A 15,570-nucleotide genomic window follows, 5' to 3' on the forward strand; every position below is an offset into this window, starting at 1 on the left:
CCGGAGGCGCGCTGGAGATCGATCCAGAGCCCCCACCTCGCGCGCTGCGCCGGGGCGTTATCACGGCTCGACGGTGATGAGGTTCTCGACGCAGTGGACGCCCGGAGCCGACCATGCCGCCCGCTCGGCTTCTTCCTTCTCGGCCCACGAGCGCACGCGGCCGAGGGAGATCACCTCGCCCTCCCGCACTCGACACGGATGCGCCGGGCGTCCATCCGGGCGCTCCCGACGAGCCCGCCGGTCCGGCGCCTGCGAAAGGCGGTCCCGGCAAGGTGTGTCTCGGCGCCACGCCGGCGCGAGGCGCCGCGCTACTCGATGACATAGGCATCGCAGCGCACCCTGAGGAGCTCCATGTCGGCTTCGCCGATCATGAGCATGGCCTCGCGGTTCAGCGATTCATAGCGCCGATCTGCAGCAGTCGTGACGGAGGCGATGCTCGATGTTGTAGATGGTGCATCAGGGGCGCACGACGCCCGTCTCTTCGAGACGTCTATGGCTCAGGTATGGCTCAGGAGGTCTCTGGCGAGGCGGACATAGTCGGACGTGGTGACGATTCCGACGACGTGGAATCGTTCGTCGATGACCGGAAGACACCCAACCTTCAGATCGAGCAGCTTGCCGGCGGCCTCGGCGGCGTCTGTGCCGGGACGCACCGTCTCGACCACCCCGCGCATGATCTTGCACACGTGGAGCTTGGCCTTGTACTCGATCTCGTCGTCCTCCGACGGAATGCTGATGCTCGGAGGCGACACGTCGAGCACGTCCTGCCGGCTGACGACCCCGACCAGCACGTCGCCGTCGGTGACCGGGAGGTGCCCGATCTTCTCGCGGTTCATCGTCTCCTCGGCGTGCGCGACCGAATCGGTTGGAGCGATCGTGATGGCCGGGAATGTCATGATCTCATTGACGCGCATCGGATTCGACCTCCTCCTCCGCCAGGGCCACACCAGGGCGAACGGGTCGCGCTGAGGGCAGGCATCCAGGCGCTTCGAGCGGCCGGCGCTCCGAACATGTCAGAGACCGGCCTCATGGACAGCAGCCGTACGGCTGAGCGACGACGAGCGTGGCGCGCCGCTCCGGGCGCGGCGCGCCGGTCACACGCGCGCGCTGGCCACGGGCCGGGGTCGCGCGCTGACCCCGATCAGCAGCATCGACGATCCGCTGATGATGAGGTTGACGCCGACGAGCAGGCCGAGCGCCCACGCCGCGGTGCTCGGCCAGCGCCACCAGATCAGGACCCCGAGCGCCAGCGAGAGCAGCCCATCGAACAGGAGCCAGCCCCAGGCCGGCATCCCGCGGTGCTGGATGGCGCGGATGATCCTGAGGAAGCCGTCTGCGAAGAAGAACGCCGCGAGGATCAAGGTCAGCGTCATCGTGCCTGTCACCGGGAAGGCCACGATCAGGACGCCCGCGACGATCTGGAACAGGGCGCTCACGAGGGACCAGGAGGAGTTGGCCCATCGCGGGTTCCGGACGGCGTGGACGCCCTGGAGGAGGCCGCTCACCACCAGCACGCTCCCGATGACGACCGCCGAGACCAGCGAGGCGACCACGGGCATGAGAATCGCGAGAACGCCAAGCACCAAGAGGGCGATGCCGAGCCCCAGGAACGAACCGCGGTTCTCCTGCACCGTATGAGCATCGACCAACCCCAATCCGAAGCTCGTCGTGCGGACAGGGTCCTCCAAGCGATCAGCCATGTGCATCCCCTCCTCTTCCTGCGCCGCGGCGTCGCGAGCGCGAGCAGGATAGACCTGGCCACTTCCCAGGGGCTACGCTGCCTTCTTTTCGCCCGTCGCAGCCCTCTCGGCTTCGGCCGTCGTCCCGGCCCTCTCGGCCGGCTGCCCGGATGCGAGCTCCTTGCCGCCCGCCTCCTTGCGGCCGCCGATCTGGACGCGGCGTGACTGCATCTCCGCCTTCTTGGGCACCGAGATCTGGAGCACGCCGTCCCTGAGCTCGGCCCTCAGCCTGTCGAGATCGGCGCCTTCGGGCATCACGAACGAGCGGCTGAACGCCCCGTAGGAGCGCTCGTAGGCGAAGAACCGCTCGTCCTCGCGCTGTTCCTCCTCCTCCCGCTTGCCACTCACCGTGAGCCGGTTGCCGGAGATCGAGACCTCGAGGTCCTCCTCGCGCACGCCGGGCAGGTCGATGTTGAAGACGTAGCTGTCCTTGGTCTCCTTGATCTCGATATCGGGCGCGAACGCCGTGCGCGCCGCCTGGACCATGCCGGCGAACGGGTCGGTGCCCACGAGGTCGCGGATGATGCGAAAAGGATCGAGCGCGCGGAACGGAGCCGTCATGCGCGTGGGATCCCCGGCGGTGGCGAGCGACTGCTGCGGCTCGCCTCGTCGAGTGCTTAGATTGGCCATCGTACCCTCCTTCTTTCTCCCCCTCCACTGCAAGCATCAATTGTGCGCGCCGCACGGCGGCGCAAGTGCACGATGCGCGCCGAGGAGCCTCCCCTCGCGTTCGCCGGATCGACACGCTCCGGAGCGGACGCATGCCGGACTGCCGTTCATCCGGTCACGCAGGCGGGAGAGGACGCGACGGCTCCGGAGCGACGGCTCATGCTGCTCGCGTGCCTCTCCTCGACCGCAGAACGGAAGAGCGCGGTCGGAGCATGGTCCGAAATGGCTCACGCGATGCAAGCTCGCGAGCTCAAGGCTGACGAGCTCGAGGTGAGGCTGCCGGGCAGTTGCCAGCGCACCGACGAGAACATCGCCCGATGTGTCGTGGCACCGACATGGCTGCGCGTTCGAGTTGAACACGGAGCTCCCGCTCTCCTCGAGGAAGGCGCACGACGAGACGAAGCGCCAGAACCAGGAGCTCGATGGATCAGCGGTAGATGTCCGGGTTTTCAAACGATGGACAACCGTCCTCCCTGGCCTCCGGGCGGCGAGATCGCGGAGCGCCGGTGCCTACGCCGGTTGCACCCATGAGCGAGCGCGCTGGGTTCGCTCCTTGCTTCGCCCCTATCGAGCAAAAGGGGAGCTGGTGCGAATGCTGGCGCTCACATACCATGGGCCGAAATGCGTCCGTGTCGAGGAAAACCCGGAGCCTCGGATTCAACATCCGAATGACGTGGTCCTGCGTGTGAGTCGCGCCACGATCTGCGGCTCTGACCTGCATCTCTCTCATGGCTACGTGCCCGACACGCGCGTCGGCACCATCTTCGGCCATGAGTTCACCGGCGTCGTGGAGGAGGTCGGGCCATCCGTGCGGACCCTCCAGTGCGGCGACCGCGTCGTGGTGCCGTTCAACATCGCCTGCGGTACGTGCTTCTTCTGCCAGCGAGACCGCACCTCCGCCTGCGAGAACACGAACCCGCTCACCACGATCACCGGCGGGATCTTCGGTTACTCGCACACCACCGGCGGCTACCAGGGCGGCCAGGCCGAGCGCGTCCGCGTCCCCTTCGCCGACGTCGGCCCCATGAAGATCCCCGACGACCTCTCGGACGAGGACGTGCTCTTTCTCTCGGATATCCTCCCCACGGGATACCAGGCGGCGGAGATGGGAGACATCGGCCCCGCGGACACGGTGGCTGTCTTCGGCTGCGGGCCCGTCGGCCTCGTGGCCCAGCGGTGCGCCTGGCTCCTCGGCGCGCGCCGGGTCATCGCGATCGATTCGGTCGGTTACCGCCTCGATTTCGCGCGCCGGTACAACCAAGCGATCCTGCTGATGATCGGGGACCGGGTCGACGTGCTCGAGAGCCTCCCTCTCCTCTTCCAGAGGCGGGCCGTCAGGGCGGGCAAGCTCAGGACAGCTGCTCTGAGACGTCGCAGCGAGCAGAGAGGGCGCTGATCCTCTCTGCTCGGCTCCCGCTGCGCCGCCGTGGCGCGGGGTCGCCCCGGGCAGACGGCGCAGCCGGGCGGCTCGCCGTCGCGGCATCGGACCTGCCTACGTCCCGGTCTCCTCGAGCTCCGCGTCGATCACGCCCTCTTTCCCTCCGGTATCGCGCGCCCCCGAGCGCGGCGCGGGAGCTCCGGGCGGCTGGGCGCCCGTCTTCTCGTACATCGTACATCACCCGGGCGATACGGTGCGCTTCCTTCTCCACCTTCTCGAGCGCGGCCGCGACCTGGGCGTCGTCCTGCTGCTCGATCGCGCGGCGGCCCTCGGCGATGAGCGCATTCAGGTTCGCATCCGGCTCGACCTGCGCCGGAGCTCGGCATCGGTGTGCCACGGCGAGCGGCGGCGGCCAGTGAGGGAAAGGGCGCACGAGCCATGACCGTCGACTGCCGCGTTGCGCGCGGCGGAGGCCGACCCGCCGGGCGGTCCTCAGGGCAGGACGCCGAGCTCGTCGAGCGCCGCGCCGAGCTCCGCGGGGTCGCGGTACACCCGGTACGCCCCCGCCGCGAGCAGCTCGTCCTGCCCGTACCCACCGGAGAGCAATCCGACCCCGAACATGCGGGCCCGGCGCGTGGCGAGCAGGTCCCATACGGAGTCACCGACAACGTAGCAATCCTCGGCCGCCACACCCAAACGCTGCTGGCACGCGAAGAAGAGATCGGGCGCGGGCTTCGCGCGGCGCACGTCACCGCGAGCAACCACGACCATGCCCGGCGGGAGGTCGAGCGCCGCGAGCGAGGCGTCGATCTCCGGACGCCGTCCGGAGGTGACAAGGTCGCACAGGGCGCGCGCGAGCGCCCAGATCGCGGCGCTGGTAGCTCCCTGAACAACCCCATTACACCGCCGGTCGGATTCGGCGATCACATCCGCGGCGAGCTAAACGTTCCGCTCGAGACGCGCTCTGTCGCCGTTCACGCCCTCGTGCCCGGCAAGCGGCGGACCGCGCCGCAGGGGGCACGGCACCTCATGTGCAGACCACAGGCACGCCATGCGCATTGGGATTATCGGAATGGGACGCCTGGGCTCGGCCATGGCGCGACGACTGCCCTACGCGCACTGCGCCGCGCGCCTCCACATCCTCGGTCGATGGCGCACGCCCACGACGGCCACGGTCCAGATCCGGATGAGGAGGGCGGCATGAAGCATCGATCCCACGCCAATCCCGTCGAGACACCGGGCCACGAGGCCGCGCTGGATCGCCTCTCGGTCGACGCGCTCCGGATGCTCGCGATCGACACGGTCGAGAAGGCGAGGTCCGGGCTCTCGTGGTCATCCGGCCCTGCGACGCCAACGAGACCCGCTCGGCGTGGCAGATGGCCGTCGAGGAGCGCCGCCGGCCGACGCTGCTGGTGCTCACCCGCCAGGCGGTGCCCACGCTCGATCGCGACGTGTTCGCGCCGGCGAGCATGCTCCGTCGGGGCGCTTATGTGCTCGCCTGCGATGGATCCGCCAACGATCCGGAGATCGTGCTCATGGCCAGCGGATCGGAGGTGGCGCTGATCGTCGGCGCCGCGGAGATCCTCAGGCGAACAGGCGTCAGGGTCCGGCTGGTCTCGATGCCGTCATGGCGCCTGTTCGAGGAGCAGACCGCCGCGTACCGCGAGGGCGTGCTCCCGCCCCGCGTCGCGCGTCTGGCGGTGGAGGCCGCATCGCCGTTCGGCTGGGAGCGCTGGACCGGGGAGCGAGTGGACATCGTCGGCGTGCCTCGCTTCGGGGCCTCGGCGCCCGGCAGGAAGGTGCTCGAGGAGTATGGGATCACAGTCGACAACGTTGCCCGACGCGCGCTCGCGCTGGTCTCGGGTGCGCGGGCGAACGGTTGAGGGCCCGCCTCGCAGCCTCCTCCACCTCCATGTGGATTCCCGGCCACGGGGGCGCCTCGACCGGCAGCCCCGGGTAGACCTGGACGAGCACCTCGTAGGCGTGGAGCACGACGACCTCGGCGCTGAAGCAGGGGGCGAGCTGCTTCACGAGGTCGAGCGCTCGGAGCGAGCGCTTGCCCGAAGTCGACCGGCACGAGGATGATGTCTTGGGCGTGCCCCTCCGGCGCGCCTGTTCGCACGTGATTCTCCATCAGTCCCTCCGCTTTTGCGTGGAGGGAACGCAAACGCGATAGCGAGCATCATGTGGTATTGACGCGCCGAGGCCCGGCGGCATGCTCGCAGTGAAGGCAGCGGAGGAGGGAGGTTCTCCGATGATTGTGCAGTTCATGGATCGCGCCACCGGAGCGGCCGTGTACATCAATCCGGCCTACGTCGTGACCGTGCGACCCGACCCGACGGACCCGGACCACCTCAGCGACGTCAAGCTCCGGGACGGAGAATCCGTCGAGGTGCTGGGCGACCACCGGCAAGTCGCGGAGAAGCTCACCCGGGCAGAGGTGGCGAGCTAGCGGACGCTGAGCGACGCACGCTCGGCGGCGTCCGGCCGGCTGGTGGGCAGGCAACCGGAGATCGAGACCCGAAAGGACAGCAGATGAAGGACACAAGAAGCACATCGAGTTCGGTGCTGGCGATGTCCTTGGCCTTGTGCATGGGACTGGCCTCGTGCGAACGCGCCCGGGAGCATGGCGGGACATCCGCGTCTCTCCTCGCGCCGAGCGAGGCACAGGCGCTACCTGACACCAAGAAGCAACCGAAGGAAGGCGAGCGACAAACGAAACCCGAGATGCGGCCCGAGGTAGAGAAGCAGCGGAAGGAGGCCGAGCAGCAGGGCGAGAAGACGCTGGACAAGGAAGCCATCGCGGCCATCACAGAGACCCGGAATGCGCTCAAGGCCATCGCGGAGGACAAGCGCGATGAAGCGGCGGCGGCGCTCGAGCGGGCTACCGGCAAAGTCAGCATCCTCCTGGCCCGCAACCCGGCGGCGGCCCTCATCCCTGTCCAGCTGGAGGTCGACATCATCGACGTGGCGCCGGTGGACATTCAGGCCATCAAGGAGATCGCCAAAGCCGCGGCGAGGGCCGTGGAGGACAAGAACTATCCGGTGGCGCGGGTGGCGCTCTTCGGTCTGACCAGCGAGATCCGCACCCGCGTCTACAACCTGCCACTCGCGACCTATCCGGCCGCTCTTGGCGAGGCCGCCCGTCTGCTCGAGCAGAAGAAGACCAAGGAGGCCGGCGTGATGCTGCAGACGGCGCTCAACACCCTGGTGGTGATCGACCGTGTCAGGCCGCTGCCGATCGTCGCCGCGCAGGCCGCGATCAGCGAAGCCCAGGCCCTGCGCGAGAAGGACAGGGACGGTGCGCAGCGGCTTCTGGCCACGGCCAGACACGAGCTCGAGCGCGCGAAGGAGCTCGGATACGCGGGCAATGACCCGGAATACGCGGCCCTGCACAAGGACATGGCGGACATCGAGGCACAGCTCAAGAAGAAGGAAGACGCGACCTCGGCCTTCGCCAAGCTGAAGGATAGGATAGCGGCGTTCTTCAAGCGGCAGTCCGAGAGCGAGCGGCGCTGAGCGCAGGCATCCACGCGCTTCGAACCGCCGCGCCCGCCGGCAGCCTGATCCAGAGGGCGCTCGCGGAGGCGCGCTAGAGATCGATCTGGAGCCCTATCTCCACCACCTGGCTCGGCGGCAGCTCGAAATAGGCGGACCGCGGGACCGCGTTGCGCAACATGAACGCGAAGATGCTCTCGGCGACGTGGCCCATACGGCCCCGGTCGGTCGCCAGGAGCGTCTCGCGGCCGACGTAGTAGGTGAGGTCGTCGACGTCGAACGGCTCGCCGCTCCGCTCCGCCGCGGCGACGAGGCAGGAGGGGACATGCGGGCTCTCCATGAAACCCATGCGGATCCGGAGCCGGTAGAAGCCGTTGCCGCCGAGCGACGTGAGCTCGATGCGCTCCCCCTCGGGCACGCGGGGCACGTGCTCTGTGAGCACGGTGAGGAGAATGGCCGTCTCGTGCAGGACCTTGTTGCGCGCGAGGTGGTGCGCGAGGCTCGGCGGCGTCTTGTCCGTGCTCGTGAGGAACACCGCTGTGCCGGGCACGCGCGCGGGGCGCTTCGCGTCGAGCTCCCGCAGAAACGCGCCGAGCGGCGGGGCGGTCTCGGCGACAGCCTCGGCGAGCAGCGCGCGGCCCCTCTTCCAGAGGGCCATCAGCCCGAAGAGGGCAGCGCCGACGAGGAGCGGGATGTACCCGCCGTCGCGCAGCTTGCGCAGGGTTGCGCCGAAGAAGGCGAGGTCGCCGGCGAGTAACACGACCAGCAGCGGCAGCGCCTTCACGCGAGGCCAGCGCCAGGTCCTCCGCGCGACGCCGTAGAAAAGGACGGACGTGATCGTCATCGTCCCGGTCACGGCGATGCCGTATGCGGCCGCGAGGCGGCTCGACGCCTTGAAGCCGAGGACCAGCGCGACGCACGCGACGGCCAGGGCCCAGTTGACTACGGACACGTAGACCTGCCCCTCCACCTCGCTGGAGGTGTGCTTCACCGCGGTCCACGGGAAATATCCGAGCTGCACCGCCTGGTGCGTCAGCGAGAAGGCGCCGGAGATGAGCGCCTGCGACGCGATCAGGGTGGCCATGGTCGAGAGCGCGACCAGGCCGTAGGTGGGGATCCCCCGCGGCACCATGTCGAAGAACGGATTGCCGGCGGCCTCGGGATGTCCAAGCAGGAGCGCCCCCTGGCCGAAATAGTTGAGCACGAGCGCGGGGAGCACGAGCCAATACCACGCCCTCCGGATCGGCCCGCGACCGAAATGCCCCATGTCGGCGTAGAGCGCCTCGGCGCCGGTGATGACGAGCACGACGGCGCCGAGGAGAGCAAAGCCGTGGACGCCCTGGTCCAGGAAGAAACGCACGGCGTGCGCCGGCCGTAGGGCGTCCAGCACCGACGGGTCGCTTGCGATGAACCGGAGCCCGAGCAGGGCGAGGACGATGAACCAGAGCGACATGATCGGGCCGAAGACCCGGCCGACGTTTGCCGTCCCCCAGCGCTGCGCGCCGAAGAGGAGCAGCAGGATCGCGCACGTGATCGGAACGACGGCGGGCTGGAGCCGCGTGGTCGCGACCCCGAGCCCCTCGACGGCGCTCAGCACGGAGATGGCCGGGGTGATGAGCCCGTCGCCGTAGAGGAGCGCCGCGCCGAACACGGCGAGCGCCGGCATCCAGCCCATCCGCGGCGAGCGCTGCGCCCGCACCCGCTCGGGCAGGAGCGCGAGCAAGGCGAGGATCCCGCCCTCTCCCCGGTTGTCCGCGCGCATGATGAAGGTGAGGTATTTCAGGGTCACGACGAGGAGGAGCGACCAGAAGATGAGCGAGAGCACGCCGAGGATGTTCTCGGGCGTGGGCGCGACGCCGTGCTCGCCGTGGACACACTCCTTGAAGGCATAGAGCGGGCTCGTCCCGATATCCCCGAAGACGACGCCGAGCGCCGCAACGACGAGCGTGGCGCGCCGCTCCGGGCGCGGCGCGGCGGTCACACGCGCGCGCTGGCCACGGGCCGGGGTCGCGCGCTGATCCCGATCAGCAGCATCGACGATCCGCCGATGATGAGGTTTACGCCCACGAGCAGGCCGAGCGCCCACGCCGCGGTGCTCGGCCAGCGCCACCAGATCAGGACCCCGAGCGCCAGCGAGAGCAGCCCATCGAACAGGAGCCAACCCCAGGCGGGCATGTCGCGGTGCTGGATGGCGCGGATGATCCTGAGGAAGCCGTCTGCGAAGAAGAACGCCGCGAGGATCAAGGTCAGCGTCATCGTGCCTGTCACCGGGAACGCCACGGTCAGGACGCCCGCGACGATCTGGACCAGGGCGCTCACGAGGGACCAGGCGGAGTTGGCCCATCGCGGGTTCCGGACGGCGTGGACGCCCTGGAGGAGGCCGCTCACCACCAGCACGCCCCCGATGACGACCGCCGAGACCAGCGAGGCGATCACGGGCATGAGGATCGCGAGCACGCCAAGCACCAAGAGGGCGATGCCGAGCCCCACGAACGAACCGCGGTTCTCCTGCACGGCATGAGCATCGACCAACCCCAATCCGAAGCTCGTCGTGCGGATAGGATCCTCCAAGCGACCAGCCATGTGCGTGCCCTCCTCTTCTTGGAGCTGTGGTTTCATCGCGAACCGAAGCCCAGCGTCTCGCCGGCGTGCCTGCTCGCCGCAATGAGCGTCTAGCTCACTTAGCTCACTCCCCCGGGAGCGCATGATGCGGGGCGCGGCACGGGCCACGGCGAACAAGGTGCCGCCCGTGAACGGTGTCAAGTGACCGCCGCCCAGCGGCGATGAGGCCTGTCTCGCGCCGCGGAGCCTCTCCGGGCATCATCACGCCTCGACCGTGATGAGGTTCTCCACGTCGTGGACCCCCGGAGCCGCCCAGGCTACCCGCTCGACCTCCTCTCTCTCGGCCCACGAGCGCACGCTCCCGTGCAGGGTCACCTCGCCGTCCACCACCTCGATGCGGATGCGCCGGGCATCCAGCAGGGCGCTGCGCCTCAAGGCCTCCTCGATCCGAGCTTTCACCTCCGTCGGTGTGACGCTCGGCCCGACCGTGATCAAATTGCTCACCCCCCTCACGCCCGGAAGTTTGCGGACGGCCCTCTCCGCTGCGTTCTTCTGGAACCGCCAGCTCACCTCGCCTTCCAGCTTCAGCCAGCCGTTGCTCACCGTGACCTTGATCTTGTCGGCTGGCACGAGGATGTTCCACTCGAGCGCCCTGACCGCCGCGGCGGCGACGTCCTCATCGGTGCGCCTGTCGGGCAGCTTGACGTCAAGCTCATTGACGACGGCCCTGACGCCGTAGACGCGCCTGGCAGCCTCCTCCGCGGCCTGTTTCTCGGCGTAGGTGGAAGCGTGGCCGCGGAGGGTGACGACACCGGCCTTGACCGAGACGGCGATGTGGGCCGCGTTCACGCTCGGCTCCCACGACAGCTCGCTCATGACGTCACGTTGCAGTTCGATGTCGGTCTTCATGTGTCACTCCGTTGGGCACGACCGCCGATGCGCCCGGGCTCGACCTCCGGCCTCGCTGCGGCCTCCCCGGCTGTGTCTGCGTCGTAGACGCCACCTCGGCAGCGTGGAGGTCCTGACGAGCTGATCGGCCACCTGCCGGTGGTCCCCCTGAGCCCGCATGGATTCGCGGTCCCTTCGCGGTCCCGGAGCGCCCCGGAGCCCGGAGCCGGCGCGGCGTCCCGGCTGGCGACAAGGCCTGGGCCGGACGTCGCGCCGTCGCGAGGACGATCAGGCGAGACCTGGCGACTTCCCAGGTCCTACGCCGCCTTCTTCTCGCCCTTCTCGCCCTTCTCGGCCGCCGTCCCGGCCCTCTCGGCCTCGGCCGTCGTCCCGCCCCTCTCGGCCGACTGTCCGGACGGGAGCTCCTTTCCGCCCGCCTCCTTGCCGCCGCCGATCTGGACGCGGCGCGATTGCATCTCCGCCTTCTTGGGCACCGTGATCCGGAGCACGCCGTCCCCGAACTCGGCCCTGAGCCTGCCGAGATCGGCACCTTCCGGCATCACGAACGAGCGGCTGAACGCCCCGTAGGAGCGCTCGTAGGCGAAGAACCGCTCGTCCTCGCGCCGCTCCTCCTCCTCCCGCCTGCCGCTCACCGTGAGCCGGTTGCCGGTGATCGAGACCTCGAGGTCCTGCTCGCGCACGCCGGGCAGGTCGAGGTTGAGCACGTAGCTGTCCTTGGTCTCCTTGATCTCGACATTGGGCTCGAACACGGTGCTCGCTGCCTGGACCATGCCAGCGAACGGGTCGGCGTTCATGAGGTCACGAATGATGCGGAAGGGATCGAGCGCGCGGAGCGGATCCGTCATGCGCGCAGGCTCCCAGGCGGTCGCGAGCGGCTCGCCTCGGCGAATGTTCAGATTGGCCATCGTACCCTCCTTCTTCCTCCACCAACCAGCGTAAGCATCAATCGTGCGCAATGAGGATAAATCGTGCGTGCGCAACGAGGATAAATCGTGCGCACCGCACCGGCGGCGCAAGTGCGCAACGCGCGCCGGCGAGCCTCCCCTCGCGTTCGCCGGATCGAAGCGCTCGGGAGCGGACGTGTGCCAGACTGCCATTCATCCGGTCACGCAGGCGAGACAGGAGGAGGGAGCGCGAGGGCTCCCGATCGACGGTTCATGCCGCTCGAGTGCCTCTCCTCTCGACCGCTGAAATTAATAATAAGAAGAAGGGAGCGGCCTGGCCACGGGCCGGAGTGGCTCGCGCGATGCAAGCTCGCAAGGCCAAGGCTGCGAGGCCGGCCCGGGGGAAGGTCACGCGTGCCAAGCGCCAAGGAGAACCCGGCCGAGGTTGTACAGCTGCGTTCGCTCTGACGCTGCCGGCCGGGTGAGCCGACCGCCTGGCGGTACAGGAAGAACAAGCCAGAACCGACGCAAGCAAAGGAGAGCGATCAATGGACGACAGACAACTGCAGCGGGATGTCCTCAATGAGCTGGCGTGGGAGCCGAGCGTCAATGCAGCCGAGATCGGCGTGGCGGTCAAGGACGGCATCGTCACCCTGACCGGCCGCGTGCAATCGTTTGCCGAGAAGTTCGCGGCCGAGCAGGCGGCCAAGCGCGTCTACGGCGTCAAGGCCGTCGCCAACGAGCTCGAGGTCAGGCTGCCGGGCAGCAGCCAACGCACCGACGAGGACATTGCTGCGGCGGCCGTCAGCGCGCTCAGATCCAACGTGCTCGTGCCGGCCGACAAGATCAAGGTCACGGTCAGCAAGGGCTGGCTGAAGCTGGAGGGCGAGGTGGAGTGGCAGTTCCAGAAGGACGAGGCCGAGCAGGCCGTCCGCAATCTGGTAGGCGTGCTCGGGGTGAGCAACTTGATCACGGTCAAGCCGCACGTCTCCCCGGCGGAGATCAGGTCCAAGATCGAGGACGCCCTCAAGCGCAGCGCCGAGATGGACGCCCGGCGCATCAGCGTCGATGTGGTGAACGGCGGCAAGATCGTCCTGCGCGGGAGCGTGCGCTCGTGGGCCGAGAGGGAGGAGGCCGAGAGAGCAGCCTGGTCGGCGCCCGGGGTCTACAGCGTCGAGGACCTCATCACCGTCTCGCCCTGAGCCGACCGCCGCCGCTGGCCGCTCGACCGGGAGCCCAGATTGCTTCTTGCGGTACCCGGTGGGAGCACCATGCTGCCATCAAGTAGGGGGAGGAACCATCATGGCCCAACCGATCGGCTCGGGCGCGGCCGCGCCCGATTTCACGCTGGCGACCACGCCCGACCAGAAGGTATCGCTGAGCGATTTCCGCGGGCAGCCGGTCATCCTTGCCTTCTACCCGGCCGACTGGAGCCCCGTGTGCGGCGACCAGCTGGCGCTCTACAACGAGAGCGAGGTCCGTAGCGAATTCGAGCGACACCACGCCAAGCTCCTCGGAGTTTCCGTCGACGGGGTGTGGTGCCACCTCGCGTTCGCCCGCGACCGAAAGCTGCGTTTCCCGCTGCTCGCCGATTTCGAGCCGAAGGGCGCGGTGGCGCGGCAGTACGGCGTCTACCGCACGCATGACGGCATCTCCGAGCGGGCGCTGTTCGTCGTCGACGCGGAGGGCAAGGTGGCGTGGAGCTACGTCTCGCCCGTCGGCATCAACCCCGGCGCTGACGGCATCCTCGAGGCGCTGGACAAGTTAGGAGGTTCGAAATGAGCAAGCTGACACCGCCGGTCGGCCCCGGCGACCACATCCTCGGTGACGTGGACGCGCCCGTCACGCTGGTCGAGTATGGCGACTTCGAGTGCCCATACTGTGGACGCGCCCACCTCGTGCTCCAGGACGTGCTGCGCTGGGTGGGTCGCGACGTGCGCTTCGTCTTCCGCCACTTCCCGCTCGCCGAGCTGCACCCGCACGCGCTCGCGGCGTCAGAGGCCGCCGAGGCCGCGGGGGCGCAGGGGAAGTTCTGGGCCATGCACGACACACTCTTCGAGCACCAGGACGCGCTCGGGCTCGAGGACCTGGTCGGCTACGCCACCGACCTCGGGCTCGATACCGAGCGCTTTGCCGACGAGCTCGCGAGCCACGCGCACCTCGACAAGGTGAAGGCCGAAGTCCGCTCCGGCGTGCGCAGCGGCGTCAACGGCACGCCGGCGTTCTTCATCGACGAGGTGCGCTTCGACGACAGCTGGGACGCGGATACGCTCACGGCCGCGTTGCGCGCCGCGATCCGCGCGAAGGCGCTGGCGGCGACGGGGTGATGGCGCCGTGGTCGTCGCCGATCGACAGCGCCCGGCCGGAATGGATGCGGGCATAGGAGCGTCGCAGTCCCCTGAGGGCTGCGTGCCCGTGCGTCTCCGGGTCAACGGTGAGCTTCGCGAGCTGCGCCTCGACCCGCGCACGACGCTGCTCGACGCGCTGCGCGACCATCTCGACCTGAACGGGAGCAAGAAGGGGTGCGACCTCGGGCAGTGCGGGGCCTGCACCGTGCTCGTGGACGGCCAGAGGGAGCTCGCCTGTCTCGCGCTCGCCGTCGCGCACCAGGAGGACGAGATCACGACGATCGAAGGGCTCGCGGACGGCGACCGGCTCGACCCCGTGCAGGCGGCCTTCATCGAATGCGACGCGCTCCAGTGCGGCTACTGCACGTCGGGTCAGATCATGTCGGCCGTGGCGCTCCTCGAGGAGGCGCGCCGCGGCGTCCCCAGCCATGTCACGCTGGACGTCTCCGCGCCGCCCTCGCTGGGTGCTCTCTCCGATGAGGAGATCCGCGAGCGTCTCAGCGGCAATCTCTGTCGCTGCGGCGCGTACCCGAACATCGTCGCCGCGGTGCGCCGGGCGCGGGATCTGAACGGGGGAGGAAGCGCGGATTGAAGCCGTTCCGCTACATGGAAGGCGAGAGCGCCGAGGCGGCGACCCGCGCGGTGACCAGCGCGCCGGGGGCCGTCTTCTTCGCCGGCGGCACCACGTTGATCGACCTTATGAAGATCGATGTGGTGTCGCCGGACACGCTGGTCGATATCCGTCGGCTGCCGCTCGCCTCCATCGCGGAGGACGGGGAAGGCGTGCATATCGGGGCCAACGTGCGCAACAGCCAGCTCGCGTGGCACGCGACCATCCGCGAGCGCTACCCCGTCCTCTCGGAGGCGATCCTCTCCGGCGCCTCGACACAGCTGCGCAACATGGCCACGACCGCCGGCAACATCCTGCAGCGCACCCGGTGCCCGTACTTCCGCGACGTGCACGCGGCGTGCAACAAACGGGAGCCCGGGGCCGGCTGCGATGCCCTCGAGGGATTCAATCGCAGTCACGCCGTCCTGGGCACGACCGAGCACTGCATTGCGACCTATCCATCCGACATGTCCGCAGCGCTCGTCCTCCTCGATGCCGTCGTGCGGACGCGGAAGCCGGACGGCACGACGCGCAGCATTCGCCTGGAGGACCTTCACCTGCTCCCGGGCGACACGCCCGAGCGCGAGACGGTGCTTGAGCATGGAGAGCTGATCACCCACGTCGATCTGCCGCACCTCTCCTTCGCCCGCCGCTCCCATTACCTCAAGGTGCGGGATCGGGCGAGCTACGAGTTTGCCCTCGCGTCGGCGGCCGTGGCGCTCGACATGGATGGCGAGACGATCCGCGCGGCCCGTGTGGCGCTGGGCGGCGTGGCCACGAAGCCGTGGCGCTGCCCCGAGGCCGAGCGGGTGCTCGCCGGGCGGCGTGCAACGGCGGACAGCTTTCATGCCGCCGCGGACGCCGCGCTCACGGGCGCTGTCCCCCGGCGGCACAATGGCTTCAAGATCGAGCTCGCTCGGCGCGCGCTGGTGCGTGCGCTGAGCGAGCTCACGGCCCGGGCGGCCTAGGAGTC

The 15,570-nt window shown here is 68.9% G+C and carries 17 protein-coding genes and 1 pseudogene; 9 read left to right on the top strand and 9 right to left on the bottom strand.

Going from position 1 to position 15,570, the window contains the following annotated elements; all coding sequences use genetic code 11:
* Positions 1-60: 60 nt before the first annotated feature.
* The 4 genes from WMF29_RS46140 to WMF29_RS46155 form a co-directional block, all read right to left on the bottom strand.
* Positions 61-174 carry a BON domain-containing protein gene (locus WMF29_RS46140; protein ID WP_437326391.1) on the bottom strand — a complete coding sequence of 38 codons (114 nt, stop codon included), beginning with the start codon at positions 172-174 and terminating at the stop codon, positions 61-63.
* Positions 175-497: 323 nt separating this feature from the next.
* Complete coding sequence (locus WMF29_RS46145; protein ID WP_437326392.1) at positions 498-914, bottom strand: CBS domain-containing protein; 417 nt, start codon at positions 912-914, stop codon at positions 498-500.
* 180 nt (positions 915-1,094) lie between these two features.
* On the bottom strand, positions 1,095-1,700 hold the full coding sequence (locus WMF29_RS46150; protein ID WP_437326393.1) for an HdeD family acid-resistance protein: 606 nt from the start codon (positions 1,698-1,700) through the stop codon (positions 1,095-1,097).
* A gap of 72 nt (positions 1,701-1,772) precedes the next feature.
* Positions 1,773-2,369, bottom strand: a complete 597-nt coding sequence (locus tag WMF29_RS46155; protein WP_437284724.1) for an Hsp20/alpha crystallin family protein — start codon at positions 2,367-2,369, stop codon at positions 1,773-1,775.
* Between the two features lie 631 nt (positions 2,370-3,000).
* Here WMF29_RS46155 and WMF29_RS46160 point away from each other — a divergent pair.
* Positions 3,001-3,717, top strand: a pseudogene (locus WMF29_RS46160) (alcohol dehydrogenase catalytic domain-containing protein); the annotation flags it as partial.
* Between the two features lie 561 nt (positions 3,718-4,278).
* Here the strand turns inward: WMF29_RS46160 and WMF29_RS46165 are convergent.
* On the bottom strand, positions 4,279-4,713 hold the full coding sequence (locus WMF29_RS46165) for an HAD family hydrolase (protein ID WP_437326394.1): 435 nt from the start codon (positions 4,711-4,713) through the stop codon (positions 4,279-4,281).
* 401 nt (positions 4,714-5,114) lie between these two features.
* Between WMF29_RS46165 and WMF29_RS46170 the strand changes: the two genes are divergently transcribed.
* The 3 genes from WMF29_RS46170 (at position 5,115) to WMF29_RS46180 (ending at position 7,305) form a co-directional block, all read left to right on the top strand.
* Positions 5,115-5,669 (top strand): transketolase-like TK C-terminal-containing protein, encoded by a 555-nt coding sequence (locus tag WMF29_RS46170; protein WP_437326395.1) that lies wholly within the window; start codon positions 5,115-5,117, stop codon positions 5,667-5,669.
* 371 nt (positions 5,670-6,040) lie between these two features.
* Complete coding sequence (locus WMF29_RS46175; RefSeq protein WP_437326396.1) at positions 6,041-6,238, top strand: hypothetical protein; 198 nt, start codon at positions 6,041-6,043, stop codon at positions 6,236-6,238.
* An 83-nt stretch (positions 6,239-6,321) separates the two neighbouring features.
* A complete protein-coding gene (locus tag WMF29_RS46180; protein ID WP_437326397.1) occupies positions 6,322-7,305 on the top strand; it encodes a YfdX family protein in 984 nt (327 codons plus the stop codon).
* A gap of 73 nt (positions 7,306-7,378) precedes the next feature.
* Here the strand turns inward: WMF29_RS46180 and WMF29_RS46185 are convergent, their stop codons facing one another.
* The 4 genes from WMF29_RS46185 to WMF29_RS46200 all read right to left on the bottom strand — a co-directional run bounded on the left by WMF29_RS46185 (position 7,379) and on the right by WMF29_RS46200 (position 11,660).
* A complete protein-coding gene (locus WMF29_RS46185; RefSeq protein ID WP_437326398.1) occupies positions 7,379-9,265 on the bottom strand; it encodes a potassium transporter Kup in 1,887 nt (628 codons plus the stop codon).
* The gene (locus WMF29_RS46190; protein ID WP_437326399.1) at positions 9,262-9,867 is read right to left on the bottom strand and encodes an HdeD family acid-resistance protein; all 606 of its coding nucleotides are present in this window, start codon (positions 9,865-9,867) and stop codon (positions 9,262-9,264) included. The genes WMF29_RS46185 and WMF29_RS46190 overlap by 4 nt, the downstream gene beginning before the upstream one ends.
* 240 nt (positions 9,868-10,107) lie before the next feature.
* Positions 10,108-10,755, bottom strand: a complete 648-nt coding sequence (locus WMF29_RS46195) for a BON domain-containing protein (RefSeq protein ID WP_437326400.1) — start codon at positions 10,753-10,755, stop codon at positions 10,108-10,110.
* Between the two features lie 296 nt (positions 10,756-11,051).
* Positions 11,052-11,660 carry an Hsp20/alpha crystallin family protein gene (locus tag WMF29_RS46200; protein ID WP_437326401.1) on the bottom strand — a complete coding sequence of 203 codons (609 nt, stop codon included), beginning with the start codon at positions 11,658-11,660 and terminating at the stop codon, positions 11,052-11,054.
* Between the two features lie 527 nt (positions 11,661-12,187).
* Between WMF29_RS46200 and WMF29_RS46205 the strand changes: the two genes are divergently transcribed.
* From WMF29_RS46205 to WMF29_RS46225, 5 genes are all read left to right on the top strand, one after another.
* Positions 12,188-12,841: a BON domain-containing protein gene (locus tag WMF29_RS46205; RefSeq protein WP_437326402.1), complete on the top strand. Its 654-nt coding sequence runs from the start codon at positions 12,188-12,190 to the stop codon at positions 12,839-12,841.
* A 100-nt stretch (positions 12,842-12,941) separates the two neighbouring features.
* Positions 12,942-13,421 carry a redoxin domain-containing protein gene (locus WMF29_RS46210; protein ID WP_437326403.1) on the top strand — a complete coding sequence of 160 codons (480 nt, stop codon included), beginning with the start codon at positions 12,942-12,944 and terminating at the stop codon, positions 13,419-13,421.
* Positions 13,418-13,966: a DsbA family protein gene (locus WMF29_RS46215; protein WP_437326404.1), complete on the top strand. Its 549-nt coding sequence runs from the start codon at positions 13,418-13,420 to the stop codon at positions 13,964-13,966. The genes WMF29_RS46210 and WMF29_RS46215 overlap by 4 nt, the downstream gene beginning before the upstream one ends.
* Positions 13,905-14,579: a 2Fe-2S iron-sulfur cluster-binding protein gene (locus WMF29_RS46220; RefSeq protein ID WP_437331243.1), complete on the top strand. Its 675-nt coding sequence runs from the start codon at positions 13,905-13,907 to the stop codon at positions 14,577-14,579. The genes WMF29_RS46215 and WMF29_RS46220 overlap by 62 nt, the downstream gene beginning before the upstream one ends.
* On the top strand, positions 14,576-15,565 hold the full coding sequence (locus WMF29_RS46225; RefSeq protein WP_437326405.1) for an FAD binding domain-containing protein: 990 nt from the start codon (positions 14,576-14,578) through the stop codon (positions 15,563-15,565). The genes WMF29_RS46220 and WMF29_RS46225 overlap by 4 nt, the downstream gene beginning before the upstream one ends.
* Positions 15,566-15,570: the final 5 nt, after the last annotated feature.

It is taken from the genome of Sorangium sp. So ce381 (assembly GCF_051473845.1).
GTDB lineage: Bacteria > Myxococcota_A > Polyangia > Polyangiales > Polyangiaceae > Sorangium > Sorangium atrum.